Source organism: Bradyrhizobium ganzhouense (genome assembly GCF_049949285.1).
Lineage (GTDB): Bacteria > Pseudomonadota > Alphaproteobacteria > Rhizobiales > Xanthobacteraceae > Bradyrhizobium > Bradyrhizobium ganzhouense.
Genome location: NZ_CP181318.1, coordinates 4,474,378 through 4,501,154, shown reverse-complemented (window position 1 = coordinate 4,501,154; position 26,777 = coordinate 4,474,378). Strand labels below are relative to the sequence as shown.

Here is a 26,777-nt window from a genome sequence, read left to right as displayed (position 1 = left end):
GCTGAAAACAAGGCAATGCGGAACACGTGCCCGTGTTCGGTACAGCTGGGTTCCATGACCACAAACGGCGGAAGACGGCCGCGATGTCTCCATCGCCTCGCCTTGCTTTGGTCAAACCCGGCTGGACTCGTGCGACATCGGGCCAACCTGATGAGATTTGGGGTGGGTCAATGTAACAGATCGGCTCGCGCCAATGCGGACGACCAAGGGGTCAAAGGAGCTGCGATGCTCGCGACGTTGAACAGCCGGCAGATCGTCGATGAGATCGTGAAGGACACGGTCAGCAATAACGATCCGCACGACGCCGTCCAGATTTCGCCGGACGTGGTGCGGGCTTCGCGTGTGAGCGGCGAGGCGCCCACGCTGGCACCAGAGTTCACGGCCCGTCCGGAGCCGAAATTCTTGCCGGAGCCCAAAATTCATCCGGAGCCGAAGGTCAGCCCTGCCCCGGAACCGCAAGCGGCAGCGCCTTCGGTCGACACCGCCGTGCGCGTGACCGCGAGCGATAGTCGCAGCCGGCCCAAGCGATCGGCCGCCGGCAAATGGCTGCGCGGCGCGTTCCTCACGTTCCTGTTCGCGGGCGGTAGCGCTGCCGCCACCATCGGTTGGGAGAAGCACGGCGACGCCGCAAAGCAGATGCTTGCCGAATGGACACCGGCCTTGATGTCGCTGTGGCCATCGACATCGCAGACAGCGCCGGTCGCAACCGCGCCAGCCGCACCGCCCGTCACACAGGATCAGGCCGCGGATCAATCTGCGCCGGCGCCTGCAGCGCCAGTTACCGCTGCCGCGCCTGCCACGACACAAGCCGATGCCACGCAAACAGTGGAGTCAATGACGCGCGACATCGCCGCGATGGCGCAGCAGATCGAGCAGCTCAAGGCCAACATCGCCGAGTTGAAAGCGGGTCAGGAGCAGATGGTCCGCGAGATGGCGAAGCCGTCAGCGCCAAAGCCGGTCGCCGAGGCGAAACCGCCGGTCGATCCGCGCGCGCGCGTGTCCGCGCTGCCGCCACGAGCTCCGGCGCCGATGCCGCCGCCGGTTCGCAGACCGAAGCCGGTCGTATCACACACCTACACGCCGGCTTATTCGCCGCCGCCGATCGCACCTCCGGCGCCGCCTTCGCAGGCTGCCGCGGTCCCGCCGCCGGTGGCACCACCGGTCGCGACGACACAAGCCGTTGCCGATGATGATGGACCTGTCGTACGTCCACCGATGCCGGTGCACTAGGTCTGCATCAAACGACAACGCAAAGCTGTCTGACTCGATGCGATGATGTGAGTCCGTGGGACTACGGTAATGCGCCAACGTCCGCAAAAGAGAAAAGGCCGTCGGGATCTATGCCGCCGGCCTTCTCTTGCAGCTGCCGGTTCCCGGAGCCCGGTTCTGCTGCAATTCCATGCCTTATGATCAGGCTGACATATTTAATAAAATCTTAAGGCGATCGAGCGTTGCACATGATTTCTGCGCCATAAGCACAGAGATTGCGCGCTCCGTTTATCGGATAAATATCGACTCAGTGGTATGATCCCCCAGGTTTTTGAAGACTTCCGTTGAAGGCTTCGTTTGAAGACTTCGTTTGAAGACTTGGTCGTCACACCGGGGAATTCAGATGCCGTACTACTCCTTCGATCTCGTGGTAGGTGAAGAGTTCAAGAACCAGGGCGGAATCATCCTCGAAGACATCGAGGTCGCCTCCGATCGCGCCGTTCAACTCGCGAACGAGCTGTCGCAGGTGAAGCCTGAGCTGCAGCGGAAAGGTTGCGCGGTGCGCGTCACCGATCGCGATCACAACGAGGTCTATCGCACGCCGCTGGATCCCGTGCCGGCCTGGCGTCGCTAGCGCCTCGGCGAGCTTCACGGCCGCGCGCCCCATTGCGAAGCGGCGCTTCAGCCGCTAGCCTCCCCCGAAAATCCGGGGAGGTACAAGAATGCGCTACGGTTTCCTGATGGCAGGTCTGTTGCTGATTGCTGCTCCCGCCCAAGCAGCTGACGACCATACCCGCTCGACCTATGTGACGATGGTCTTGCAGGCCTTTGCCGCCAAGGTCGAATGCCCGAACACGGATGTCGCCTATCAGGACCTGGTGCAGAAGGCGCAGCAGATGCAGCTGCCGGACGGCACCACCGAGCAGGTACGCAAGGCCATTGCCTGGATGCACACCGGCGGCAAGATGGGCGAGAAGCAGTCGGACGACATCATGGCGGAGGTCGCGGTGGCGACCCAGGCGACCGACCTCGACCAGCGCCGGCTCGGCATGAGCAATTGGTGCGAAAAGCAGAAGACCAATCTCGCCGGCCTGATCCGCAGCAAGGGCGGTTAACCGGCTTCTCTCGCGCTGTTAAGCACGCCGCGACGGAACCGCCGTCGCGGCCCATAATCGTCACATTCCTGGTCAGCATGCGGGGCGTCTTCAAACTGGAGAACCCCATGCGGATCACTCATCTCGTCTTCGCCGGCGTGCTCGCGGCGAGCGCCGTGCTGACAGCGCCCGCGCTGGCGAAGAATTCCGATGCCCAGAAAGGCGAGGACAAGGCAGCCTCGTCGTCCTGCAGCGCCTATCAGCAGGCGGCGGACGGATCCTGGGAGCAACTCCCCTGCAAGGAGACCGGCGAGCGCGCGCAACCGCAGACGCAGCACAAGCCGGTGACGCAAGGCACCGACCAGGACGAGCGCTAGGCCCCCGACCGGGCGGGAACCGGCCGGCCTTGGCAGGTTCAATTGAAGCCGCGATCCGGCAATCAGCTCTGGTGCGGACCGCGGATGATATTCATGGCATCCTCGATGTGGCGCCATTCCTTCGCCTCATCCGCCTCGCCGCGGCCCTCGCAGGCCTGGGCCTGTTCGGCCGCCTTCGCAATTGCAGCGAAGCCATGCTTTTCCAGCATCTGCCGGGCGACGGTATGAACCTGGACCTCGGACATCATGGGCGCTCTCCCGTTTGACCAAGCCGCGGTGCGTCGCTCGCGTCCCGCGGGTTTCCGACAACGATCGAGCCGCGCGTCTCGTTCCGCTTGCACCACATGCGACAAAGGCGGCCCGCTATGCCCAGCGGACCGCCTTTTCACCCACCCCAAACCGGAGTCTTCGGCCGGGTCCCCTACCCGACCGCCATTTTCTTGCGCTCGAAATCGTTGGGCACCTCGATATCGACCTCGAGGGTCGAGACCTCGTCGCCGCGCTCGAGCCGGACGATGACCTTGGTCGGATCCAGCGTGACGTGCCTGGACACGACAGCGAGGATTTCCTCACGCAGCACGCCGAGCAGATCGGGCTGGCCGCGCAGTCCGCGTTCATGGGCAAGCAGGATCTGCAACCGTTCGCGAGCGACGGGTGCGGACGCCTTGTTGCCGCGGAGAAGCCGAAGCAGACCCATGCTCATGCAGCCCTCCGTCGCAGCAGGCGATCAATGAACCCCTTGCGCTCGGTCGGCACCTGCATCGGCACGGTGTCGCCGCACAGCCGCCGCGCCGCGTCCATATAGGCCCGCGCGGGCGCGCCGTCTGCGTTCGACAGCGTCACCGGCGTGCCGACATTGGAGGCCTTCAACACGTCCTGACTCTCCGGGATGATGCCGAGCAGGGGCGTTGCGAGGATTTCCAGGATGTCGTCGATGGTCAGCATCTCGCCGCGCGCGGCGCGGGAGGGATCGTAGCGGGTGATGAGAATGTGCTTCTCGACGCGCTCGCCCTTCTCGGCCCGTACGGTTTTGGAATCGAGCATGCCGATGATGCGGTCGGAATCGCGCACCGAGGAGACTTCCGGATTGGTGACGATCACGGCCTCATCCGCAAAGCGCATCGCCATGGAGGCGCCGCGCTCGATGCCGGCCGGGCTGTCGCAGATCACCCAATCGAATCGGCTGCGCAAATCAGCGATGACCTTGCCGACGCCCTCTTCCGTCAGCGCGTCCTTGTCGCGGGTCTGCGACGCCGGCAGCAGCCAGAGGTTCTCCAGCCGCTTGTCCTTGATCAGCGCCTGCGGCAGCTTGGCGACGCCCTGCACCACGTTGATGAGGTCGAACACGACGCGGCGTTCGGCGCCCATCACGAGGTCGAGGTTGCGCAAGCCGACGTCGAAATCGACGACGACGACCTTGTCGCCGCGTTGCGCGAGCGCAGCGCCCAGCGCGGCGGTCGTGGTCGTCTTGCCGACGCCGCCCTTGCCTGATGTCACGACCAGTACCTTGGCCATCTCAAATATCTCCTTCTGGTCAGTTCAGCGCAGTAATTCGCATGGTGTTGGCCTGAAGCCAGGCCTGGGCCGGCTTGCCGCGCAGGGCTTCGTCGATGTCGTCCGCGGTCTGATAAAACCCATCGATTGCAAGCAGTTCGGCCTCGATCTTCTGGCAATAGATGCGCGCGCTGGTGTGACCGTTCACGCCCGCCATGGCGCGGCCGCGGAGCGCGCCGTAGATGTGGATGGAACCGCCGGCGACGATCTCGGCGCCGGAGCCGACCGAACCCAGAATGGTGACGTCGCCTTCGGGGAAGATCACGGTCTGGCCGGAGCGCACGGGGCTTTCGAGCAGCAGCGAAGTCGGCTTGGTCTCGATCTTGGACTCGAGCTTCTTGGGTGCGCTCGGCTCGATCACGCAGCTGCGCCCGCCCGAGAGCAGCGGCGGCATGAACGGGGTCAGCCGCGCCTCCTCCACGCCCTCGATTCCGAGCACGCGGATGTTGCGGTCCTGCAGGCTGGTGAGGAGATGACCGATTCCGGCCTGACTGAGATCGACCGAGGACAGGTCGATCACCACGGGCCGGCCGGCGAAGAAGCCCGGCGAGCGCGCGATGGTGGCGTCGATCTCCGCAAGCCAGTCCTGGATCGGAACCGTCGGCACGAACACGAAGGCCACATAGGAGCGCCCGCGCAGGCGCACCATTTGGCGTTGGACTTTTGCTGCAGCCTCCATAGCGGCCGACTCGTTCCCCGTTATTGAATGGTTAACGATGCGACCGATACGGTTAATGACTGGTTAATTTTTCCATGGGGTTACGTGGGTGGGAGGCTAGCGGCTGGGCCGACCTACCGCCGCGGTCCTCAATCTATCCCCGTCATCCTGAGGTGCGAGGCGCGCGATGCACAGCATCGCGCGGGGAGCCTCGAAGGATGCACGGCCGAGGAGCCAGCCGGGCTGTCGCCCTTCGAGGGCCGCTGAAGAAGCGGCCACCTCAGGGTGACGGTGATAGATTGGCGCTCAACTGCATCAACATCGTCATTACGAGCGCAGCGAAGCAATCCAGACTGCCTCGGCGGAGAGACCCTGGATTGCTTCGCTTCGCTCGCAATGATGAGGAGAAAGCCGAGCCCCCTACTTCTTCACCTTGCTCGCATCCATCTTGATCGCGGGATCCAGCAGCTTGGTCGAAAACGCTGTGGTCACGTCGAACGGCTTTTCCATGCCCAGATACGTCTGGACCAGCTCGTAGTCCTTCTTCATCCGCTCGCCGTCGATCCAGCCGAGACCCTTGGTGGTGGTGAACTCGTCGGTCATCAGGTACTTGATGCGCTCCCACTGGCGCTCCTGGTTCTCTTTGTCGAGACCGGAGACCTGGTCGAGCAGCGCCTTCAGGCACGGCGTGACGTCGGCGACGCAGGCCGCAAAGGCCTTCTGCGAGATGCGCACGAATTCCTCGACCAGCTTCGGGTTCTTCTGGAGGTAGGCGCCGTTGACGATCAGCGAATTGCCGTAGGGGTTGAGGCCGATGTCCTTCCAATTGACGTAGCCGAGGTCCTGCCCGAACTCGATTACCTTCAGATCGTGCTCGTTGTAGAAGTCGCTGATGATGTCGACGGTGTGGCTCTTCAGCGCGGCGATCTTCGCGGTCGGCCCGATATTGACAAAGCTGACGGAGTCGGGCGCGAGGCCGGCGGCCTTGGCAAAGGCCGGCCACATCACGCGCGAGGCGTCGCCGGGCGGATTGCCGATCTTGTGGCCGGCAAAATCCTTCACGCCGTTCACGCCGTAGCTCTTCAGCCAGTAGAACGTCTGGCCGGTGTTGGCGTAGATGCTCATCAGCGCGACGTCGTCGGCGCCCTTGCTCTTGGCGACCAGCATGGTGGCGAGGTCGGCGATGCCGAACGGCGAGCCGCCGGAGCCGACCTTGGCGGCGGACACGCCGGAGCCCTTGCCGACCTCGATGGTCAGGTCGATGCCGGCCTTCTCGTACCAGCCCTGCGCCTTGGCGTAATAGAACGGCGAATGGTCGGCCGTCGGCGTCCAGTTCAGGATCAGATTCACCGCCTCGCCAGCGCTTGCCGGCATTGCCGGCAAACCCAGCGCCAGCGTCAGAAGAGCCGCCTGCAAACGTTTCATCGCCTGTCTCCCCGTTGCCGCGACCCGGCTTGTCGCTCTCCTCATGTGAGGCTACCAATGCAACAAGCCCGCCCTCAACTTGTCAACTGTTTGGTTGGAAATGCCCGCAAAACGATCAGGCGACACCGTGCCGCAGCGCCGTGACCCCGTCGCCACCCGCAAGAAGCTGCTCACCGCGGCGCGGCAGGAGTTCGCCCGCCACGGTTTTGCGGGCGCCCGCGTCGACGAGATCGCCGAGCGCGCCGGCGTCAACAAGCAGCTGGTCTACCACCACTTTGGCGACAAGGACGCGCTCTACCTCGCCGTGCTCGAATGGGTTTATGAGGACATCCGCGAGCAGGAGCGCAAGCTCAATCTCGAGGGCCTGCCGCCGGACAAGGCGATCCGCCGCCTGATCGAGGCCTCGTTCGATCATCTCGCGGACAACCCCGATTTCATCGTGCTTTTGAACGACGAGAACCGCGGCGGCGCCCGCCACGTCCGCGGCTCGACGCGGCTGGAGGCGATGCATTCGCCGCTGGTGAAGAGCGTTTCCCACATCCTCCGTGAAGGCGTGCGCGCCGGAATTTTTCGCAAGGGGATCGACCCTGTCCAGCTCTACATCTCGATCGCAGGTTTGAGCTACTTCTTCTTCTCCAACACGCCGACGCTGTCGGCGATCTTCGGCAAGGACCTGTCGAGCCGCGCCCAGCGCGGCGCCCGCCGCCGGCATGTCGCCGATCTGGTGCTGCAGTCGCTCCGGCCATAATCAACCAACTGGTTGAAACTTGCCCCAAGGCCGGTTAGGCTTGCCGCCGCGGCGTCGGGGCCGTGGCAATAGGGAGCAAAACGTGGCAGGTGACGGAGCCAGCAGTCCGGCGCGCAGCTTTGCGATCGTCCTGATCGTGCATCTGGCCGTGCTCGTGCTCTGGCAGGTCGCAGTCGACGCCTTCCACGTGCCGAAATTCATTCTCCCCTCGCCGCTTGCGACGGTGCAGACGCTGGGAACCGCGAGCTACGCCTGGGGCGCCAACACGCTGGTGACGGCAGTCGAGATCCTCGGCGGCTTCGCGCTCGGCGCCTTCGTCGGCGTCGCGCTCGCGGTGATCTTCAGCTGGGCGCCGCTGCTCAGCCTCGTGCTGTTGCCGTTGTTCGTGACGCTCAACATGATCCCGAAGGTGGCGCTCGGCCCGCTCTTCATCGTCTGGTTCTCCTACGGCATCCTGCCGAACATCCTGATCGCCTTCAGCATCTGCTTCTTCCCGATCCTGCTCACCACCGCGCGCGGCTTGCGCGAGGTCGAGCCGGACCTGCTCGATCTCGTCAAATCGCTGCGCGGCTCGCGCTGGACACTGTTCCGCAAGATCCAGCTGCCGGGATCGCTGCCTTACGTGTTCTCCGGCATGAAGGTCGGCGCCATCCTCGCGGTCGCCGGCGCCATCGTCGGCGAGTTCATCGCCTCCGAGCGCGGGCTCGGCTACCTCATGATCCAGGTGCAGTCGTCGCTCGACACGCCCGCGATGGTGATGGCCGTCGTGTTGCTGACTCTGCTCGGCATCGCTCTCTACGGCCTGGTGCTCGTCCTCGAACGCATGTTCGTGGTCGGCGACGCCAGGCAGAACTAAAGGATCTAGCCATGCTGCTCACCCGCCAGACGCTGCCGAAGACGATTCCGGATATCGCCGCCCTCGACGACCTCCTCTGCCGTCCGACCCAGGCGCTGATCGACGATCTCAAAAAGGTCGAGGGTGACATCATGATCCTCGGCGTCGCCGGCAAGATGGGGCCGACGCTGGCAGGGTTGGCCAAAGCCGCCGCCCCCGAACGCCGCGTCATCGGCGTCGCCCGCTTCAGCGACGGCAGTGTCAAGGACTGGCTGCACGCGCGCGGCGTCGAGACCATCAATTGCGACCTGCTCGATGAAGCCGCGATCAACGCGCTGCCGAAGGCGCCGAACATCGTCTTCATGGCCGGCCGCAAGTTCGGCGCCGAGGGCGATCTGTCGCTGACCTGGGCCATGAACGCCCATGTGCCCGCGCTGGTTGCGCAGGCCTTCCCGTCGTCGCGGATCGTGGCGTTCTCGACCGGCTGCGTCTATCCCTTCGTGCCCGTCGACGGCAAGGGCTCGACCGAGGACATGGCGCCGAACCCGCCCGGCGAATACGCCCAATCCTGCGTCGGCCGCGAGCGCATGTTCGAGTATTTTTCGCACAAATTTTCGACGCCAGGCCGGCTGTTCCGGCTCAACTACGCGATCGACATGCGCTACGGCGTGCTGCACGACATCGCGACCAAGGTGCTGACGGGCACGCCGATCGACGTCAGCCTCGGCCACGTCAATTTCATCTGGCAGGGCGACGCGTCCGCGCAGGCGCTGCGGTGCCTGGCGCATTGCACCGCGCCGACCTCGCCAATCAATGTCAGCGGCCACGAGATCCTGGCGGTGCGCGATCTCGCACAGAAATTCGGCGCCCGCTTCGGCCGCGCGCCGGTGCTGACAGGCCAGGAACAGCCGACGGCGTGGCTGACGGACACGACGAAAGCCGTCGGGCTGTTCGGCCTGCCCGTCGTCGACACCGAGCAGCTGATCGCCTGGACCGCCGACTGGGTTTCCCGCGCGATGCCGAGCCTCGGCAAGCCGACTAAATACGAGGTGCGCGATGGCCGCTACTGACGGGCCTCCCGTCATCAAGCTTGGCCCCGAGGATGCGATGGCGGGGCTCGTGCTGTCGACGGAAGCGCACTGGAACCAGACCGAAGAGGACTGGCGCGTCTTCCTGCGCGACGGCGTCGTGTTCGGCATCCGCACCGGCGTGCTGTTGGTCGCAACGGCCGCGCTGCTACCCTATTCCGGCAACAACGCCTGGATCAGCATGGTGCTGGTGACCGCAAGTCACCGCCGGCGCGGCCTCGCCACGCGCCTCGTGGATGCCTGCCTGGAAACCGCCCGCAAGAACGGCCTGACCAGCTGGCTCGACGCAACGCCGGACGGGGTTGCTGTCTACGGGCCGCTCGGCTTCACCCCGACGCTGCAATTGCGCCGGCTGAAGCTGGCGAAGCCGGCACAGGCTCCCGCGGCCCCAGCGCCGCCGGCCGCATCGCTCGACGCGCTTCGCGCGCGCGACCGGCGCGCCACCGGGCTCGATCGCACCGCCCTGCTCTCTGCCTTCGCCCAGCGCTCCGGCTCGCGCATCGTCTCCGCGAACGGAGCTATCGCGCTGGTGCGCGACGGCCGCACCGCCCGCCACATCGGCCCGTTATTCGCCGACAATGCCGCGGCAGCGCTGACCCTGGTTCAAACGATCGTACGCTCCGAGACCGGACCGCTGCTGATCGATGCCGTCGCCCCGCAGGCTGCGTTCCTTGAGGGATTGACCGCCTCTGGCTGGACCATCGAGCGGCCGTTCCAGCGCATGCGGTTCGGCCCCGCCACCACCGTGGCCGAAGAACTGCCATTCGCCGTCGCCGGCCCCGAATTCGGATAGGACATCATGCACCACAGCCAGATCAACAGCGACATCCGCAAGCTGATTGCCGAGGGCACCGTTGTGCCGGCGCATCCGCTCGCGCTCACCGCCGAGCGCCAGCTCGACGAAAAGCATCAGCGCGCCCTGACGCGCTACTACATCGACGCGGGCTCCGGCGGCCTTGCCGTCGGCGTCCACACCACGCAATTCGCGATCCGCGACGTCGGCCTCTACCGCCCCGTGCTCGAGCTTGCGGCCGAGACCGCGGCGGGCTGGACCAAGCGACCGCTGGCGATGGTGGCGGGGCTTGCCGGCCCGACCCGGCAGGCAACGGCCGAAGCACGCACGGCGCGCGACATCGGCTATCACGCCGGCCTGCTCAGCCTCGCCGCGATGAAGAGTGCTTCCGAGGACGAGATCATCGCGCATTGCACAGCTGTCGCGGCCGAAATTCCGCTGGTCGGCTTCTACCTCCAGCCGGCCGTCGGCGGCGTCATCCTGTCGAGCCGGTTCTGGCAGCGCTTTGCCTCGATCGACAACGTGATCGCGATCAAGATCGCGCCGTTCAACCGCTATCGGACGCTCGACGTGCTGCGCGGCGTCGCAGCCGCGGGCGCGCTCGACCGCGTCGCGCTCTACACCGGCAATGACGATCACATCCTGCTCGACCTGATGCTGCCGTTCGATCTGCGCGACAAGGGCGTCAGCACGCGCACCTACTTTAGGGGTGGCCTGCTCGGCCACTGGTCGGTCTGGACCGCGAGCGCCATCAAGCAGTTCGAGCGCTGCAAGGCGGCGCGGCACAAGGACAGCGTCCCGGCCGATCTGCTTGCCCTCGACGCTCGCGTCACCGACTGCAACAGCGCCTTCTTCGACGTCGCCAACAATTTTCACGGCTGCATCGCCGGCTGCCACGAAGTGCTGCGGCGCCAGGGCCTGATGCAAGGCCTGTGGTGCCTCGATCCGAACGAGGGCCTCAGCCCCGGCCAGAAGGACGAGATCGACCGCGTATATCGCGAACATGCCGACCTCAGCGACGATTCCTTCGTCGCGGCCAATCTGAGCAAATGGCTGGCATGAGCTCTAAACCCTTCATCAGCCTGCAAGGCGTCCGGAAGGTCTATCGCAGCGGCGGCGCCGAATTTCTCGCGGTGTCCGACGTCACGATGGACGTGAAGGAAGGTGAGCTGGTCTCGCTGGTCGGCCCGTCCGGCTGCGGCAAGACCACGGTGATGAAGATTCTTGCGGGCCTGCATGGCGCCGACGGCGGTACGGTGACGATCGGCAACGATAGCAGCCCGTTTGATCCGACCCGCGACATCGGCATGGTGTTCCAGCAGGCGCTGCTGCTGAAATGGCGCACCATCCTGGACAACGTGCTGCTGCCGGCCGAGATTGTCGGCCTGCCGATGAAGGCCGCGCGCGAGCGGGCGCGCGATCTGCTCAATCTGGTTGGCCTTGCCGGCTATGAGCAGAAATATCCGCGAGAGCTGTCCGGCGGCATGCAGCAACGCACCGCGATCGCGCGCGCCTTTATCCACGATCCAAAACTGATCCTGATGGACGAGCCGTTCGGCGCGCTGGACGCGCTGACACGCGAGCAGATGAATCTGGAGATGCTGCGGATCTGGCGCGAGAGCGGCAAGACCATCATCTTCGTCACGCACTCGATCCAGGAGGCCGTGTTCCTGTCCTCGCACTGCGCGGTGCTGACCGCGGGACCCGCGAAGATGGCCGATTACTTCCCGATCGACCTGCCCTTCCCGCGCGATCTTCCGCTCAAGACCACGGATGCGTTCGGCGCCTATGCAAGGCGGATTTACGCGAAGCTGGGATTGGGCGCGGCGTAGGACGCTCCCTCTGCGGTCATTCCGGGGCGCGACGAAGTCGCGAACCCGGAATCCATCGGGCTCTAATACGCGCGGTGAAATGGATTCCGGGTTCGCGCCAAGAGGCGCGCCCCGGAATGACGGCGTCCTTTCGGATCGAGATCGAAGCGCCGCCCCTTTCAGGTCAAGTCTTGTTGCGCATCTTGCTGAGCAAATAGTTGTCGTAATAATTCTCCGCGATCTGCGTATAGAACAGCAGCTCCTTCATATACGCGTCGTGGCTTTCCTTGGTGCGCTTGAACAGATCGCTCTTGGCCGCGAGCTCGTTCAGATGCTCCTGGGCCGCATTGTAGCTGGCTTCCATCACCGGCTGCGGGAACGCCTTCAGCTCCGCGCCGTTTGCGATCAGCCGCTTCAGCGCCGCCGGATTGACGCTGTCGTACTTCTCCAGCATCCAGGCGCCGGCCGCGGACGCGGCCTGATTGACGATCGCCTGATACTGCTTCGGCAAGCTCGCCCACTTCTCGTCATTGACGATCATGTGCAGCATGGCGCCGCCTTCCCACCATCCGGGGAAGTAGTAGTATTTTGCGACCTTCTGGAAGCCGAGCTTCTCGTCGTCATAGGGACCGACGAATTCGACCGCGTCGAGCGAGCCCTTTTCCAGCGCCGCGTAGATGTCGCCGCCCGCGAGCTGCTGCGGCACGACACCGAGGCGCGCCAGCACATGGCCGCCCATGCCGGCGATACGGAATTTGAGGCCCTTGAGATCGTCGACGGTCTTGATCTCCTTGCGGAACCAGCCGCCCATCTGGGTGCCGGAATTGCCGCAGAGGATCGCGTGCGTCTTGAAGGGTTTGAGCGCCTCGTTGACCAGCTCGGCGCCGCCGCCGAAGTGCCACCAGGATTCCTGGTGGCGGTGGTTCATGCCGAACGGCGCTCCGGTGGCGTAGGCCAGCGCCGGCTCCTTGCCGATGTAGAAGTAGAGCGGCGTCTGCGCCATCTCGACCGTGGCGACGCTGACGGCATCGAGTGCCTGCAGACCGGGGACGAGCTCGCCGGCGGCAAAGGTCTGGATCTGGAATTTGTTGTCGGTGGCTTCAGCGACGTATTTCGCAAAGGTCTGTGCCGTGCCGTAGATGGTGTCGAGCGACTTCGGGAAGCTCGAGGTCAGACGCCATTTGATCTCGGGCGCGCTCTGCGCGATCGCAGGTGCAGCAACCAGCGTCGTCGCACCGGCGACTGCGCCGCCCTTGAGGAATGTACGGCGTTTCATGATGGCGTCTCTCCCTATGAGTCTGGCTTGAAATGGGTGGCGCAAGCCACGGTCTTCGCGGACCGTTTGCCCGTTCCTGCCATGCAGTTCAAGCCATGACAAAGGAGGGGCGGCCTGCCAAATCAGGCCGCCTCGGCATGCCGCCGCGGATCGCTCAGGCGTCCCCGACGAAGACCGACAGCGCCCGCTGCAATTCCTTGTAGGCGCGCGGCCCGATCTTGGCTGCGAGCGCCTTGTCGCTCTCCGCGGCCGCCGGCCTCAGCCGGCCCAGCAGCGCCGCGCCGGCCTCGGTCAAATAGAGCACGTAATAGCGGCGGTTGACCGCCGACGCAGTACGCCGCACCAGGCCACGGCCTTCCAGATGATCCACCAGCCTGCCGAGCCCGGCCCGCTCAATCGACAACAGCTGCGCGACAGCGAGCTGGTTGACGCCGGGATTGGCGTCGATCACGCAGAGCACCGAAAATTGGGCGGGACTGATCTCGAAGGCCGCCAACTGCCGGCTGAATTCCTTGAAGATCCAGAGCTGCGCCCGGCGAATGCTGTAGCCCAGCAGTTGCGAGAGGTCCCCCAGCGCAAGCGGTTTCACCTTGGCCGTCTTCGTGCCGGGGACGATGCGCGGCGCCGGTCGCGGCGGCTTTGTCACGCGTGCCGCCCGCTGCGGTCGCGCAATCCGTTTCCCGACCCGTGCCTTGCCTGGCTGCATTGACGTGCGTCTTTCGGAAAGCCGGTGCAAGCGCATCCGGCTGCATCTCGAGGATTCGGACAGCGAGTCTAACGCAACGCGGCCGGATCGAGAAGCCGCGCGGATCATCGCGCCGGCGCGTACAGCTTCTACGACAGGTTGCACAGCAATATCGCGCAATGCGTCATGTTGACACGGCAACATGGCTCGCCTAAGGATCGTAAAAGCCTGCCGTACCACGAGCAGGTTCAAGGGGAGCGAACGTCCGTGCCGTCATCAGGGGTGGGCGACGATCCGCGTGCCACAGCGCATCGCGGCAGAATGGTTTTGCGCGCAACCGCGTCGTGGCTCATTGCCGACGCACGCGCATGTCTCCCAACAGCGATTCAGAAAACGTCCCTGACCATCCGGCGCCTCGCCAGTTCGCGGCGCGTCGGGTGCTTTCGTTCAATCATCAACGTTGAAACTGGGAGGGCATGACATGAAACGATTTTTCCTCGCCTCGACGATCGTCGCCACTTGGGCGTCGTTCGGCCCGCAAGCGGCTGCACACGGACTGCCGCCGAGCGGCGTAGCCCCGCGCTCGTCCTGCACCGCCCTCACCGGGCTCACTCTGCCGAACACGCAGATCCTGAGCGCGACGCAGAAGTCGGGCTATTGCAACGTGGTCGGCATCATCAACAAGCGTGTCTCCACGCAGGATCCCGATCACTTCACCTACGGCATCGGCTTTGCGCTCAACCTGCCCAACACCTGGCATGGCCGCTTCGAGATGATGGGCGGCGGCGGCACCGACGGCAGCCTCAATGCCGACCCGCAAGGTGCGGCCGGCGTCGAGCTCGGCCAGGGCTGGGCGGTCGCGGCCGATGACGGCGGCCACGAGGACAACGCCAGCAACGCCGTCGGCGGCTATCAGGACGACGACGCCAATGCCGGCGGCTCCGCGCATTTCGCGATCGATGCGCAGGCACGACGCGACTACGGCTATAACGGCATCGAGAAGACAGCGACGACCGCCAAGCAGATCATCTCCTATTTCTACGGCCTCGAGACCGTCTATTCCTACATCATGGGCTGCTCGAACGGCGGCCGCGACGCGATGGTCGCGTCGCAACGATCGCCCTGGCTGTTCGACGGCGTGATCTCGCAAAATCCCGGCTTCAACCTGCCGCAGGCGGGCCTGGCTGAAGCCTGGAACGAGCAGGTGCTCGGCACGCTTTCAACCAGCAAGGATGTCAACGGACAACCCTTCATTCCCGACACGTTCCCGCAGCAGGACCTTCAGGTGGCATCGGCGGCGATCCTGAGCGCCTGCGACGCGCTCGATGGCCTCGTCGACGGCATTATCGACAACTACCACGCCTGCACGGCCAAGAAGGTGTATCCGGCACTCGCGAGCTACACGTGCGGCACCGGCTCGCACGGCAGCACGCCGCATGGCGGCACCTGCCTTACCGGCGCGCAGGTCGATGCGCTCAAGAAGATCTACGCCGGACCGGTCAATTCAAAAGGCGAGCGGCTCTATTCGAACTGGTTCTGGGATGCCGGAATCTGGACGCCGCCCACCGCTCCGGGCGCAGGCTGGCAATTATGGAACGTCGTCACCGCTCCGGTGCCTGGCGTCAACACCGCGATCAACCTTACGCTCGGCGCCGGCGCGATCCCGATGATCTTCCAGACGCCGCCCGTCGTCACGCCCGTCAACGGACCGAACGGTCAGGAAGCCTTCGTGTTCAAATTCAACTTCGACACCGACGCGCCGAAGATCTTCACGAAGACCGCGGCCTATCCGGAAAGCTCCATGGACTTCATGGCAGCGGTCGCAACCGACCTTCGGCCGTTCAGGTCACGCGGCGGCAAGCTGATCATCTCGTCCTCAGTCAATGACGGCATCTTCTCGGGCGCCGCGATCGCCCGCTGGTACCGCAAGATGAACCAACGCATGGACAATCACGCGACCGATTTTGCACGGCTGTTCATGGTGCCGAACATGGCCCATTGCGGCGGCGGTGCGGCCACCACCAGCTTCGCGACGAACGAGCTCAAGGCGATCACGGACTGGGTCGAAAACGGCATCGCGCCGGAGCGCATCGTCGCGGCCAATACCAACACCTCCTCGCCCTACCCGACTGGCGGCGTGTTCGATCCGCGCATTGCCCAGAACTTCCCGACCGGAGGCACGCGGCCGCTCTGCGTCTATCCCAGGATTCCCGCGTACAAGGGCAGCGGCCTGACCAGCGATGCGGCGAACTTTGTCTGCGTCGATCCCGGTTTCAGCCGCGGCGGCGACCACGACTTCCACGATGATGACGATGGCCACGACAGCGACAGGCATTGAGCTGCCTGCTCTCGTGCCCCGGACGCAGCGCATCCGGGGCACGGGATTGATCGCTTCAACCCCTGGCCTCGTCATTGCGCAATGACGCGATGGAAAGAGCTCTTGCTCAGAGCAGCTTCGCGCTCACGAACAACACGCGTACCGCGTTCGTCGCCTGCACCACGAGGATGGCATTGTCGGCGGCGCCTTCCAGCGCGTGGACGGCATCGTCATGCAGCGAGCGGAATTCCATCCACTCGACCGATTTGAAGTTGGTGAGGAATTGATAGGCCTGGCCGACGGTCGCGATCGCCAGCGTGTCACCGTTCAGCTTGATCTTGAACGTCGTGCGCAGCGGGGTCTCGGAGCTTGCTGGATCACTCATGGGCTGCTTCTGGACGACAACGGCTTAACGAAGGGAAAACGGCAGCCCTGCCGCAGCAGGCAGACTTCAGGTCGAATATCAGGAATCGGTGCTCGCGCGCTGCGCGACAGTCGCCGGGCTGCCCAGGCTCGGCACCACGACCAGGCGATTGAACTCGCCATTGTCGTAGGCCTTGAGGAAGCGATCATAGTCCTTGATCGAGACGCAGCCGTTGGAATCGCCGCGCGGCCCGAGCATGTAGGTGTGGGTGAGCAGGCCGACACGGCCGAGCGCGCTGGTACCGTCCGTCGGCGTCATGCGCAGCGCCCGAACGCCGTGGAAAAGTTTTTCGCGCGGCTTGAGGTCGTAGGTCGCTGGCGGGGTCGCACCGACCATGCGCTGGTCGACATGGTCTGGGTCGTCCATCAGCGCGCCCATGCCCGAATGGGCCTCGATTGCGACGCCGCTCGGCAGATAGAGCGCCTTGGCCTTGATGTCATAGACCGCCGTCCGCGAATCGTAGCCGAGCGCGGCCAGATCGGGCGCCTTGCCGAACAGGCCACTGTCGGGCGTCAGCGAAGCCAGCTTGATCTTGTCGGTGAACTTTTCGAAGAAGTTGCGGTTGTCGACCCTGGGAGTGGTGTCGGCATAGGCCTGGCTGGAGGCGATCTGGGCGCTCAAGTCCGCCTGGACTGGACGCGAACGCGGCACCGGCACGGCGTCGGCACGTTGCGAGGGCCGCCTCTCGTCAACCGCTGTCCGGTCGTCATCGGTCAAGGTCGAGCGATCGGTCAGGGTCGAACGCCAGTCATCGCCCTGGAGCTTTTGGGCGAGCATCGCCTTGGCATCGCGCAGCTTGAGCTGGACCGCACTCAGGGCGGAGCGCTCCATCGTCCGCAGGCCGAGCTCACGGGCGGGCGGGTTGCCCGACAGCGAGGCGAAGCGGTCGTCGAACGAGGGAGAATTGGCCGGCGGCAGCGCGGCGGTGACCAGCGGGGTGGAATCGCCGATATCCGCGACCCATGCGGCGGCGCCCAGCGCCAGCGCGATGGCAGCCACAGACAGCAATATTGCCTCGGCTCGCCCGATTCGGCGGCGCGACAACAGCCTCTCGGCGCTTGCGCGGTCGGAAACCATCAGATCCCCAAATCGACCCCCGGGGGACCCAACCCCCACCCGGAGACTCTATACCAGCTACCACATTGGGAGCCAAAAGTTAGGCATAATCGCGGCCGGAGAGGCACCCCCGGGGTATTCTATGACCAATCCTTTCGACCTCAACCGCTTCGTTCAGGCCCAAAACCCAGTTTTTGGCGCCGTCCAGGCCGAGCTGTCCCGGGGCCGGAAGCAGAGCCACTGGATGTGGTTCATCTTCCCGCAGGTCGCCGGCCTCGGCTTCAGCGCCATGTCGCAGCGTTACGCCATCGGCTCGCGCACCGAGGCCGAGGCCTACCTCGCCCACCCCGTGCTCGGCCCGCGCCTGATCGAATGCACCCGCCTCGTGCTTGCCGTTGACGGGCGGACCATCAACGCGATCCTCGGCGCGCCTGACGATGCCAAATTCCGCTCGTCGATGACGCTGTTCGGCGCCGTCTCCGACGAGCCTGTCTTCGACGAGGCGCTCGCCCGGTACTTCGCCGGTCAACCTGACGGCGCGACGCTGGAGATCCTCGCCTCTCTCGATCGAAAGGCCAACTGACTGCGACAGCAGCGGCCGCCAGCGTAAACCGGCGATTAATACGCTCCCCCTATTTTTCGGAGAATTTCCTTCTCTCACTGCGCCAATTGCCGGACAGATCATGAAAATCGGTACGCTGCTGACCACCGCCATCGTCTCGCTCTCGACCGTCGGCGGCGGCCTCGCCGTCTATGTCGCCGTCACGAAATACCAGACGATGGAGCGCATCACCGAGGCGCAAGGGCGGCTCGCCATCGTCCGCGCCGTCAGCGACATCCCGCGCTATCTCAACCCGGAGCGCGGCTTCGCCACCAACATCCTCTACGGACCTGCGACCGTCGACCCGGCGCAGCATTCCGAACATGACAAGCTGCGCAAGCAGACCGACGGCGCGCGCGACAAGATGAACGCGCTGCGCAAGGAGCTGCCCGGCTCCTTTGACGACGGCAACGCCATCGGCAGCAATATCGACGGCATCAATTCGAAATTCACCGCCCTGCGCGACGCCATCGACAAGGCGATCGCGGGACCGGCGGATGCGCGCAAGGACGCCGCCAAGAAGATCGTCGCCGACAACGCCGTGCTCAACGCCGGCGTGACCGCGCTGCTCAACGAGCAGGTCCGCCGCATGGCGATCCTCAACGGCGATGCCTATCGCCAGTCCAGCTACGCCAATATCGCCATGACGCTGCGCGACATCGGCGGCCTCAATGCCAGCGTGCACAAGAACCTCGTCGGCAGCAAGAGGGTCGCGACCGATGCCGAGAAGGCCGACGTCGCCCGCATGCAGGGCCGCAACGACCAGATCGTGATGTCGCTGATGGAATTGCGCGGCAATCCCGCGACCGCGGCCAATGTCGGCGCCGCGCTCGAGACGCTGAATTCGGGCTATGTCGAGGATTTTGGCCGCGAGCTCAAGCTGGTCAAGGACGGTGCCGCTAGCGGCAAGTACGAGCACGACGTCGAAACCTATTACGCAGCGTCGCAGCGCGGCTTAGGTACGATCATCGGCGTTCGCGACGCGCTTTATGACAACGCCGAGCAGATCCTCTCCGGCGCGTCCGCCGCCGCGCGCACCAGCTTCACGATCGCACTCGCAGGCCTTCTCGCCGTGCTGATCGCCAGCGCCGGCCTCATCGTGATGGTGCGCCGCCGCGTTTGCGCTCCAATCGTCAGCCTGACGACCCGGATGTCGCGGCTCGCCGACGGCGAGGTTGCGGAAGAGATCCCCGGCGCCGCGCGCTCCGACGAAATCGGGGCCATGGCCGCCGCCGTCCAGGTGTTCAAGGACAACATGATCCGCGCCGACCGGCTCACGGCCGAGAAGCAGGCCGAGAACGACGGTAAGATGCGCCGCGCCCAGGCGCTCGACGAACTGACCCGCGCCTTCGAAGCCAAGGTCACCGAGCTCGTCGGCGGCCTGTCGCAGGCCTCCTCCACCATGGAGACCACGGCGCAGTCGATGACCTCGACGGCTGCCCAGACCAACAGCCAGGCCGCGGTCGTGGCGGCCGCCTCCGAGCAGACCTCGACCAACGTGCAGACGGTCGCAAGCGCGACGGAAGAGCTGACCTCATCGATCGCGGAGATCGGCCGTCAGGTCGCCCAAAGCACCGAGATCGCGGCCCGCGCCGTCGACAACGCCCGTCGCACCGGCGACACCGCGCGCGCTCTCGCCGAGGGCGCGCAGAAGATCGGCGACGTCGTCACGCTGATCCAGAGCATCGCCGAGCAGACCAACCTGCTGGCGCTCAACGCCACCATTGAAGCCGCCCGCGCCGGCGACGCCGGCCGCGGCTTTGCCGTCGTCGCCTCTGAGGTGAAGTCGCTGGCCGGCCAGACCGCCAAGGCGACCACCGAGATCTCCGAGCAAATCACGGCGATCCAGTCCGCAAGCGACGAGACCGTCACTGCGATCCGCAACGTCGCCGACGTCATCGCCGAGATCGACCAGATCGGCACCGCGATTGCGGCCGCGATTGAGCAACAGGGTTCGGCGACCAGGGAGATTTCCCGCAGCGTGCAGGAAGCTGCCCGCGGCACCCAGGAGGTCAACACGAATATATCTGGCGTGCAGCGCGCCGCCGACGACACCGGTGCGGCCGCAAGGGAAGTGCTCGGCGCGGCCGAACAGCTCTCGACGCAGTCGCGCGATCTCGCCGGTCAGTTCGACCGCTTCCTCGGCGAAGTCAGGGCGGCGTAGGCCGCGAGCCTTCAATAAGGCGGCGCCTTGCGCGCGCGCTGCGCTTTGGCCGCCTCGATCCACCAATTGAGATCATCGGCAAAGCGCGGGAACGAGCGTTCCAGCGCCTTGCCGCCGTCGCCGATCGGCGCGCTTTCGGCTGACAGCGTCTGGGCGATCGGCCCGACGCCGATGGTGCTCGAGATCACCACCATGCCCATTTCCGACAGCGTGCCATGCCACGCGGTCGAGGCGCGCGCGCCGGACAGGCGGCCGGCGGAATAACTCACGATCGCGGCCGGCCGCCAGAACCACTCTTCCAGGAAGTGGTCGGTGAGATTCTTCAGGCCGGGCTGAATGCCCCAATTATATTCGCCGGTGACGAAGACGAAGCCGTCGGCGCCGCGGATCTGGCCGGCGAGCTTTTCCAGCGCCTCGGGCGCCGTGCCTTTGGGATATTCCTTGTACATGCGGTCGAGCATCGGCAGGCCGATCGCCTTGGCGTCGATGAACTCGACCTCCTCGCCGCGACTGCGCAGGCGATCGATGACGAAATTCGCAAGGCGAATGCCCATGCGGTCGGACCGGTAGGAACCATAGAGGACGAGGATGCGATTGCTCATGGCCGGCAGATTAGCACGAAACGGCGGGACGGCCCCCAACCGTTTTGCCGCGCTATCGTTTTCGCCCGAATTCCAGCGTTTCCGACGGCGTCTCGCCGAACTGGTCGCGATAGCTGCGGGAGAAATCGGACAGATGCCAGAAGCCGAACGCGAGCGCGACGGCCTTGACGCTGCCGGCACCAGCAAGCAGCCGCTGCCGCACCAGCCACAGGCGGCGCAGGCGCAAATAGCGGTGCAGGCTCATGCCGCGATAGCGGCGCACGACGTCGTGCAAGGTGCGGACGGACAGGCCGAGCTTGCGCGCGATCTCCTCGCTGTAGATCGGCTGCGAGAGGTCGTCGGACAACAGCGCACGGATGTCCTGGAACAGCTTAAATTGCCGTTCGTCATTCGGCCGCTGGGTCCAGCGCGCGGGCGCGATATTGACGAACGCGGCATCGACCGCACCGAGCAGGGACTCCTTCATCGCAGCCGCCTTCAGCGGCACCTCGGCTGAAACGACCGGCTCTGACGCGGCGGCCACCACCTCCCCGACCACCTTGCGCAGCCAATGCAGCGCCGAGGGACTGGTTTCGAATATCTTAAAGCTGGAACTCGTCGCGGGCCAGCCGCGATCCCTCACCTCGGGGCGAAACACGACGGAGGCGATTTGCCGCTGCACCTCCTCGATCGTGTTGTAGGCAGCCCCGCTGCTACCGACGACAATGGCCGAGCGGTCGCGCTGCGCACCGTTGAAGCGAATGGGAACGTCAACGTCGTCCATCGCGAATCCGATCGCGGTGCAATCATCGACGAGCCGCGCGTCCACGATGCGCGGAAATGCCCGCGTCACGTTCACGTCGCAGCCGGGCAATTGCACGATGATCTGCTCGGCCGCAATCCTTCGCACAAGCGGCGTGAACTCGAAGTCCAGACCACGGATCGCGTTGCGAAATTCGTCGACGTCCGAAAAGCGAAATATCTTTGGCGCCAACCCTGGCGCATCATCAATGTTGGTCATGGCAAATGAAAAGCAGCGCCGCGAAACGACGCGCATCCGGCGACAGTACCGGTCAGTTCCCCCCTTTCGGTGCCCCGTTAGACCGAAAGAATCATCCTATCGTCTCTCGATCAATTGGCGAGGGTCCAATTCAAAACGACAAGTTGACGGTTCGCTTCCTGCCAATTTTCGATAGCGTTTCCAGCGCGGCGGACGGTGCACTGATACCCGAAGGATCAAAGCCTAAAATCCAAATTAACAACTCTGAGGCGCAATAGAGCCCGTTGGAATAGTCGAATTTATTTTAATTCAGGCTCCTGCCATGATGGCAAATTCGCCTGCCGATATTTTGGTTGAGCTGGAAGAAGCGGTCGCAGCCTGCCCGCCGGAGCGCTGCGCCCGTATCCTCTCGGGCATTGTTCGCCTGCTTGCTGCCAGCCGCGATCGGCCCCAGGAACTGCTCGTCAACGTCGTCGACGGCGTGCTCCTTCGCTTGACCGGACGCGTCGCTGCCAACGCGCTGGTTCAGCTCAGCAACGCGCTGGCCGAACTGAGCCTGGCCCCGCGGGACACCTTGCGACACCTGGCTGCGCACGACGATCCGGACGTGGCCTGTCCGCTTCTGCTCAAATCGCAGGCACTCTCAGCGGCCGACCTCGCGGCGATTGCTGCCTCTGGCTGCGAACGCCATCAACTCGCGATCGCGGCCCGGGATCGGATCGAACCAGCTGTGGTCGAGGCGCTGGTCAAACGCGGCGATCCCGCGGTCTGCCTTGCGCTGATCGGGAACCCCGGCGCCCGCTTCAGCGATGCCGCCTATGCCGTGCTCGTCGAGAAGGGCGCGGCGGACGATGCGATCGTGAAGGCGCTGGCGCTCCGGCCGGGCACGCCCGACCTTGTCGTGCGCAAACTGCTCTCCACTTCGCCCGGCAAGAGTGCGGCCAAACCCAACGCCTCTGCCACGCCCCCTGCACCCGGTTCGGCGGCGCCCGCTCCGATCGCACCAAAGCGGCCTTGCCCGGCCGACTATGCGAGCGCCAGGCCGGAGATCGTCGCGCTCAACCGCATCGGCAAGCTCAACGACTCCGCGGTGAACCGCTTCGCGATCCGTGGCGAGACTGCCAATCTGTTCACGGCCTTGTCGGTGCTGTCGGGCGCGCCGATCGAGATCGTTGAACATGTCATGAGCGATGACGATTGCGAGGGCGTAGTGATGGCCTGCCGCGCGTCGCGCCTGAACTGGGCGACCACGCTTGCGGTCCTGAGCAATCGTAGCGGCGCTCGCCTCTCCTTCGCCCAGCGCGAACGCGCGCAGCTGATTTTCGAAACGCTTCTCTTGTCGACCAGCCAATGGACGGTGCGCTGGGGGGAAATCGCTGCAAGCACCAACACAAGCGATCCGGGAAATCGCGGCGCGAAAATGGGGGTTAGCCAATGAAGTTCGATGGTCGCAAGGCGCTTCGCGTACGGATGGATCACAAGCTGGCCGTGAACCTGATGGGCTCGGACGGCACCTGGCGGCGCAGCTGCGTGCTGCTCGACGTGTCGCAGACCGGCGCCAAGATCGAGGTCGAAGGCACCCTCGACGTGCTGCAAGCCAAGGAGTTCTTCATGCTGCTCTCGTCGACCGGGCTCGCCTATCGGCGTTGCGAGCTTGTCTGGATCGACGGCACCATGGCCGGCGTGCACTTCATCAACGCGGACAAGAAGAAACCGGCGAGCGCGAAGGCGGACCCCGCGCCGGCCAAGTAGGCAAGCAGGCTCAAGACATCGTCAATCTCGTTCAGCTCCAGGACTCCAGCGTAGTCCATGTCAACCGTGCAGAGTGCGCGAACCATCACCGGCCCCGTCAAAGGCGGCGGCATCCGAGCGGCGCAATCGGCGCGCCCCCTCGTGCATGTGCTGGCGGATTCCTCCGACAAATTGTCGGGCATCTGCTCGGCGCTCGAACGGCAATTCACCGTTGCGGGCGAACGGCTCGACGCGGAGGCCAAGCTGTCACAAGTGCCGTTCGCCATTGTGATCCGAGCGGAGCTGCGTGACGTCGACAATATCGCGGCGATCAAGAAGCGGTCAGCCAGGCTGGCGAAGGCCACCAAGCGCATCTTCCTCGTCGAGCACTCCTCGCACGTCTGCATCTCGCAAGCTTATGCGCTCGGCGCGACGCTCGTCCTTCCCGGCCCGCTCAACAAGATCAAGCTGCTGACGGCGCTGGCTGATCCGGCCAAGCCGGCATCGGCCTCGTCAGGCGGCGCGTCGCAGCCGGACAACGCCGTCGAGACTGCTGCAACCGCCATCGCATCGATGTTCACGGCCGTCACGCTGGGCCAGCCGCTCGACGTCGACGGCACCAAGGAAGCGGGCCGCAAGATCGCCGATCGCATTACCGAGCACGGCCTGTCCGAATGGCTCACGACCGTGCGGCGTCACCACGAGGGAACCTACCAGCACTGCCTGCTCGTGACCGGCGTGGCGATCGACTTCGGCCTCAGCCTCGGCGTCGGCAGGACCGATCTCGAGCGCCTCTACTCGGCCGCCATGTTCCACGACATCGGCAAGGCGCAGATACCGCTTGCGATCCTCGACAAGCCCGGCCGCCTCAATGCCGACGAGCGCACCATGATCGAGACCCATCCGGCGGCGGGTTACGAGTTCCTGAAGGATCACGAGAAGGTCACGCCGGAAATTCTCGATGCCGTCCGACATCACCACGAATATCTCGACGGCAGTGGCTATCCGGATGCGCTGGCCGGCGAGAGCGTCAACGACATCGTGCGCATTCTCACGATCTCGGACATCTTCGCCGCGCTGATCGAGCGCCGGCACTACAAGCCGACAATGCCGCGCACGGAGGCCTATAATATTCTCTGCGGGATGACCGGAAAGCTGGACAAAGCGCTGGTCACTTCCTTCAAGAAGGTCGCACTCTCACGTTGAGCGCGCGCTCAACCAGCGGGCGGGCAACAACGTCACGGGTGCGCCTAGTGCGTCGCCCGGTATTTGATGCGGCGCGGTATCGAGCGGCAGGCCAGTCCTTCGGCGAGCAGCTTCATGTCCTCGCGCCGGCCACTGCGGACCAGCCTACCGAACTCTTCAGGCGTGAAGGGAAGGCTGGGATCATCATCGATCGGATGCCGCGTCCGCGGACCGAAGAACCATCGAACCAGGCTAGCCAGCCGCCGCATGTCAATTCCCTCGCGCCAGCAACAAACCTTTGAGTCCGGGTATTGTTCCTCCTGCACGGTGGAGATTGCAAGAGGCCGTAACGAATCCGCACGAAAAATTTCGCGAGGGAATAATCTCCTCTTTGTGTCAGTCGGCGAAACCGACGTAGCGGACGAACTCGTCATTGCGCTCGCGATCCGAGCGAACGGCATTCGCGGCAAAGTTGTCGTCGGGGTAGCCCATCGCCACGCAGGTCATGATGACTTCGTCTTCCGGGATCCTTGCGACTTCGCGTACAATGTCGGAGCGCATGATGCCCTGCCCGTTGACGACAGAGCCGAGCCCCCGGTCCCAGGCCGCCAGCACGATGCCGTAGCAGAGTGCGCCGAGATCGAAATGGCAGACGGCGCCGGGATCGAGCACGCGGTCGTAGGTCAGCACAAGTGAGACCGGAGCGTCGAACTGGCGGAAGCCGCGCAGCACCCAGTCCTGCCGCATCGGCTTGTCGTCGCGCGCAATCCCCATCGCGCTGAACAGCTTCTTGGCGATATCGACCTGACGGGTACGATGCACGCCCTGGTACTCGCCATGGCTGATGATGTCGCGCTTGACCTTGGCGCCGCCGATCATCTCCTCCATGTTGCGGCGGCGCACCTCTTCCAGGGGCGCGCCTGTGAGCACGTGAACATGCCAGGGCTGGGTGTTCATCGACGATGGTGCGCGCTTGGCGCTCTCGATGATCGCCTCGACCACGGCGCGTGGCACCGGCTGCTGCTTGAAGCCGCGCACGCTGCGGCGCGACTGGACCAGCGTTTCGAATTCCACCTCAGGACCTCCCTGCCCGTTCATTCGTCTGCATGACATCTGCAACACGTCTCCGGTTGCCGATGCGACGCGCGAAATCTATGCTAACCCGCAAGCAAGACCAAGAACCCCGTGAGGACCCGATCATGGCCGCACCGCTCGATCCCGTCATCGCCCAGATCATTCCGCTGCTGCCGCTGCGCGATCCCACGACGATGACGCCACAGAGCGCCCGCGATTCCTTGCGCGCACTGGCTGCATCGCGCGCCGCCGTGCCCCCGCCGCCAGTCGATGCCGTGCAGGATATCAAGGTGAAGGGCGGCGCCGGCCCACTTGATGCACGCGTTTATCGCGTCGGCAGCGCACCTGCGCCCACTGTTGTGTTCTTCCATGGCGGCGGCTGGGTCGCGGGCGACCTCGAGACCCACGACCGGCAGGCGCGCAATCTTGCGATCGAGACCGGCGCGGTCGTGGTCTCCGTCGACTATCGCCGCCCGCCGGAAACGCGTTTTCCTGGCGCCTTCGAAGACGCCTTCAATGCTGCGCGCGACGTGTTCAACCGTGTCGCGGAATTTGGCGGCGATGCAAAACGTCTTGGCGTTGCCGGTGACAGCGCCGGCGGCAATCTCGCGGCCGCCACCGCGATCGCCTGCCGCGATGCCGGCATCAAGCTCGCCGCGCAGCTGCTGGTCTATCCCGTCACCGACGTCGCGGGCTTCTATGCCGACGCCCGCGAGAACGCGAGCTTTCCGTCGCGCGCCGAGAACGCCGAAGGTTACTTCCTCTCGCGTGCCGTCATGGAATGGTTCGCCGGCCATTATCTCGCTAACGCCAGTCAAGCCGCCGACTGGCGGGTCTCGCCGCTGCGTGCCGCTTCGCTCGCAGGCCTCGCGCCCGCGATCGTGACCACCGCCTGGTTCGATCCGCTGCGCGACGAAGGCACAGCCTATGCGCGGGCGCTGGAGACCGCCGGCGTGCGGGTGAAGCATCACGAGGGCGCCGGCCTGATCCATGGCTATTTCGGTCTCGGGGACGCCTCCGAGGTCGCCCGTGCCGAAGCGCAGCGTGCACGCGCCGACTTCAAGGCGTTGCTCGCGCGCGGGGTCTGATCG

30 protein-coding genes are annotated in these 26,777 nt (G+C 64.9%); 17 read left to right on the top strand and 13 right to left on the bottom strand.

Annotated elements, in window-relative coordinates:
- Positions 1–225: 225 nt before the first annotated feature.
- From ACLFLU_RS20535 to ACLFLU_RS20520, 4 genes are all read left to right on the top strand, one after another.
- Positions 226–1,230 carry a hypothetical protein gene (locus ACLFLU_RS20535; RefSeq protein WP_426406703.1) on the top strand — a complete coding sequence of 335 codons (1,005 nt, stop codon included), beginning with the start codon at positions 226–228 and terminating at the stop codon, positions 1,228–1,230.
- Between the two features lie 382 nt (positions 1,231–1,612).
- Positions 1,613–1,843 carry a DUF6894 family protein gene (locus tag ACLFLU_RS20530; protein ID WP_426406702.1) on the top strand — a complete coding sequence of 77 codons (231 nt, stop codon included), beginning with the start codon at positions 1,613–1,615 and terminating at the stop codon, positions 1,841–1,843.
- A gap of 88 nt (positions 1,844–1,931) precedes the next feature.
- Positions 1,932–2,324: a hypothetical protein gene (locus ACLFLU_RS20525; RefSeq protein ID WP_426406701.1), complete on the top strand. Its 393-nt coding sequence runs from the start codon at positions 1,932–1,934 to the stop codon at positions 2,322–2,324.
- A 107-nt stretch (positions 2,325–2,431) separates the two neighbouring features.
- Entirely contained in the window at positions 2,432–2,680 is a 249-nt protein-coding gene (locus ACLFLU_RS20520; protein WP_426406700.1) for a hypothetical protein, read from the top strand.
- Between the two features lie 62 nt (positions 2,681–2,742).
- Here ACLFLU_RS20520 and ACLFLU_RS20515 read toward each other — a convergent pair whose 3' ends face one another.
- From ACLFLU_RS20515 to ACLFLU_RS20495, 5 genes are all read right to left on the bottom strand, one after another.
- Positions 2,743–2,928, bottom strand: coding sequence for a hypothetical protein (locus ACLFLU_RS20515; protein ID WP_426406699.1), 186 nt, complete (start codon positions 2,926–2,928; stop codon positions 2,743–2,745).
- Positions 2,929–3,101: 173 nt separating this feature from the next.
- A complete protein-coding gene (minE, locus tag ACLFLU_RS20510) occupies positions 3,102–3,383 on the bottom strand; it encodes a cell division topological specificity factor MinE (RefSeq protein WP_426406698.1) in 282 nt (93 codons plus the stop codon).
- The gene (minD, locus tag ACLFLU_RS20505; RefSeq protein ID WP_426406697.1) at positions 3,380–4,195 is read right to left on the bottom strand and encodes a septum site-determining protein MinD; all 816 of its coding nucleotides are present in this window, start codon (positions 4,193–4,195) and stop codon (positions 3,380–3,382) included. Before minD ends, minE begins: the two co-directional genes overlap by 4 nt.
- A 19-nt stretch (positions 4,196–4,214) precedes the next feature.
- Positions 4,215–4,913, bottom strand: a complete 699-nt coding sequence (gene minC / locus ACLFLU_RS20500) for a septum site-determining protein MinC (RefSeq protein ID WP_426406696.1) — start codon at positions 4,911–4,913, stop codon at positions 4,215–4,217.
- A gap of 399 nt (positions 4,914–5,312) precedes the next feature.
- A complete protein-coding gene (locus ACLFLU_RS20495; RefSeq protein WP_426406695.1) occupies positions 5,313–6,317 on the bottom strand; it encodes an ABC transporter substrate-binding protein in 1,005 nt (334 codons plus the stop codon).
- Positions 6,318–6,417: 100 nt separating this feature from the next.
- Between ACLFLU_RS20495 and ACLFLU_RS20490 the strand changes: the two genes are divergently transcribed.
- From ACLFLU_RS20490 to ACLFLU_RS20465, 6 genes are all read left to right on the top strand, one after another.
- A complete protein-coding gene (locus ACLFLU_RS20490; RefSeq protein ID WP_426406694.1) occupies positions 6,418–7,065 on the top strand; it encodes a TetR/AcrR family transcriptional regulator in 648 nt (215 codons plus the stop codon).
- An 82-nt stretch (positions 7,066–7,147) separates the two neighbouring features.
- A complete protein-coding gene (locus ACLFLU_RS20485) occupies positions 7,148–7,921 on the top strand; it encodes an ABC transporter permease (protein WP_426406693.1) in 774 nt (257 codons plus the stop codon).
- Between the two features lie 11 nt (positions 7,922–7,932).
- Positions 7,933–8,970, top strand: coding sequence for an NAD-dependent epimerase/dehydratase family protein (locus ACLFLU_RS20480; RefSeq protein WP_426406692.1), 1,038 nt, complete (start codon positions 7,933–7,935; stop codon positions 8,968–8,970).
- Positions 8,957–9,781, top strand: coding sequence for a GNAT family N-acetyltransferase (locus tag ACLFLU_RS20475; protein ID WP_426406691.1), 825 nt, complete (start codon positions 8,957–8,959; stop codon positions 9,779–9,781). Before ACLFLU_RS20480 ends, ACLFLU_RS20475 begins: the two co-directional genes overlap by 14 nt.
- 6 nt (positions 9,782–9,787) lie before the next feature.
- Positions 9,788–10,843, top strand: coding sequence for a dihydrodipicolinate synthase family protein (locus ACLFLU_RS20470; protein WP_426406690.1), 1,056 nt, complete (start codon positions 9,788–9,790; stop codon positions 10,841–10,843).
- A complete protein-coding gene (locus ACLFLU_RS20465) occupies positions 10,831–11,613 on the top strand; it encodes an ABC transporter ATP-binding protein (RefSeq protein ID WP_426406689.1) in 783 nt (260 codons plus the stop codon). The genes ACLFLU_RS20470 and ACLFLU_RS20465 overlap by 13 nt, the downstream gene beginning before the upstream one ends.
- A 163-nt stretch (positions 11,614–11,776) precedes the next feature.
- Here ACLFLU_RS20465 and ACLFLU_RS20460 read toward each other — a convergent pair whose 3' ends face one another.
- Entirely contained in the window at positions 11,777–12,868 is a 1,092-nt protein-coding gene (locus ACLFLU_RS20460) for a TRAP transporter substrate-binding protein (RefSeq protein WP_426406688.1), read from the bottom strand.
- Between the two features lie 154 nt (positions 12,869–13,022).
- A complete protein-coding gene (locus ACLFLU_RS20455; protein ID WP_426406687.1) occupies positions 13,023–13,514 on the bottom strand; it encodes a MarR family winged helix-turn-helix transcriptional regulator in 492 nt (163 codons plus the stop codon).
- A gap of 520 nt (positions 13,515–14,034) precedes the next feature.
- Here ACLFLU_RS20455 and ACLFLU_RS20450 point away from each other — a divergent pair.
- Positions 14,035–15,891, top strand: coding sequence for a tannase/feruloyl esterase family alpha/beta hydrolase (locus ACLFLU_RS20450; protein WP_426406686.1), 1,857 nt, complete (start codon positions 14,035–14,037; stop codon positions 15,889–15,891).
- Between the two features lie 106 nt (positions 15,892–15,997).
- Here the strand turns inward: ACLFLU_RS20450 and ACLFLU_RS20445 are convergent, their stop codons facing one another.
- Both ACLFLU_RS20445 and ACLFLU_RS20440 read right to left on the bottom strand, forming a co-directional pair.
- Complete coding sequence (locus tag ACLFLU_RS20445; protein WP_426406685.1) at positions 15,998–16,255, bottom strand: hypothetical protein; 258 nt, start codon at positions 16,253–16,255, stop codon at positions 15,998–16,000.
- A 78-nt stretch (positions 16,256–16,333) separates the two neighbouring features.
- Positions 16,334–17,302: a DUF2778 domain-containing protein gene (locus ACLFLU_RS20440; RefSeq protein WP_426406684.1), complete on the bottom strand. Its 969-nt coding sequence runs from the start codon at positions 17,300–17,302 to the stop codon at positions 16,334–16,336.
- Positions 17,303–17,492: 190 nt separating this feature from the next.
- Between ACLFLU_RS20440 and ACLFLU_RS20435 the strand changes: the two genes are divergently transcribed.
- Together ACLFLU_RS20435 and ACLFLU_RS20430 are read left to right on the top strand one after the other, a co-directional pair.
- Positions 17,493–17,933: a DUF1810 domain-containing protein gene (locus ACLFLU_RS20435; protein ID WP_426406683.1), complete on the top strand. Its 441-nt coding sequence runs from the start codon at positions 17,493–17,495 to the stop codon at positions 17,931–17,933.
- 100 nt (positions 17,934–18,033) lie between these two features.
- Complete coding sequence (locus tag ACLFLU_RS20430; protein ID WP_426406682.1) at positions 18,034–20,115, top strand: methyl-accepting chemotaxis protein; 2,082 nt, start codon at positions 18,034–18,036, stop codon at positions 20,113–20,115.
- Between the two features lie 11 nt (positions 20,116–20,126).
- Here ACLFLU_RS20430 and ACLFLU_RS20425 read toward each other — a convergent pair whose 3' ends face one another.
- Complete coding sequence (locus tag ACLFLU_RS20425; protein ID WP_426406681.1) at positions 20,127–20,717, bottom strand: NADPH-dependent FMN reductase; 591 nt, start codon at positions 20,715–20,717, stop codon at positions 20,127–20,129.
- A 52-nt stretch (positions 20,718–20,769) separates the two neighbouring features.
- Positions 20,770–21,717 (bottom strand): helix-turn-helix domain-containing protein, encoded by a 948-nt coding sequence (locus tag ACLFLU_RS20420; protein WP_426406680.1) that lies wholly within the window; start codon positions 21,715–21,717, stop codon positions 20,770–20,772.
- Between the two features lie 301 nt (positions 21,718–22,018).
- Between ACLFLU_RS20420 and ACLFLU_RS20415 the strand changes: the two genes are divergently transcribed.
- From ACLFLU_RS20415 to ACLFLU_RS20405, 3 genes are all read left to right on the top strand, one after another.
- Complete coding sequence (locus ACLFLU_RS20415; RefSeq protein ID WP_426406679.1) at positions 22,019–23,134, top strand: DUF2336 domain-containing protein; 1,116 nt, start codon at positions 22,019–22,021, stop codon at positions 23,132–23,134.
- Positions 23,131–23,448, top strand: a complete 318-nt coding sequence (locus ACLFLU_RS20410) for a PilZ domain-containing protein (RefSeq protein WP_426406678.1) — start codon at positions 23,131–23,133, stop codon at positions 23,446–23,448. Before ACLFLU_RS20415 ends, ACLFLU_RS20410 begins: the two co-directional genes overlap by 4 nt.
- 66 nt (positions 23,449–23,514) lie before the next feature.
- On the top strand, positions 23,515–24,633 hold the full coding sequence (locus ACLFLU_RS20405; RefSeq protein ID WP_426414036.1) for an HD-GYP domain-containing protein: 1,119 nt from the start codon (positions 23,515–23,517) through the stop codon (positions 24,631–24,633).
- Positions 24,634–24,677: 44 nt separating this feature from the next.
- Here the strand turns inward: ACLFLU_RS20405 and ACLFLU_RS20400 are convergent, their stop codons facing one another.
- On the bottom strand, positions 24,678–24,881 hold the full coding sequence (locus ACLFLU_RS20400) for a hypothetical protein (protein WP_426406677.1): 204 nt from the start codon (positions 24,879–24,881) through the stop codon (positions 24,678–24,680).
- Positions 24,882–25,008: 127 nt separating this feature from the next.
- Positions 25,009–25,686: a nitroreductase gene (locus ACLFLU_RS20395; protein ID WP_426406676.1), complete on the bottom strand. Its 678-nt coding sequence runs from the start codon at positions 25,684–25,686 to the stop codon at positions 25,009–25,011.
- A gap of 125 nt (positions 25,687–25,811) precedes the next feature.
- Between ACLFLU_RS20395 and ACLFLU_RS20390 the strand changes: the two genes are divergently transcribed.
- A complete protein-coding gene (locus tag ACLFLU_RS20390; RefSeq protein WP_426406675.1) occupies positions 25,812–26,774 on the top strand; it encodes an alpha/beta hydrolase in 963 nt (320 codons plus the stop codon).
- Positions 26,775–26,777 lie beyond the last annotated feature (3 nt).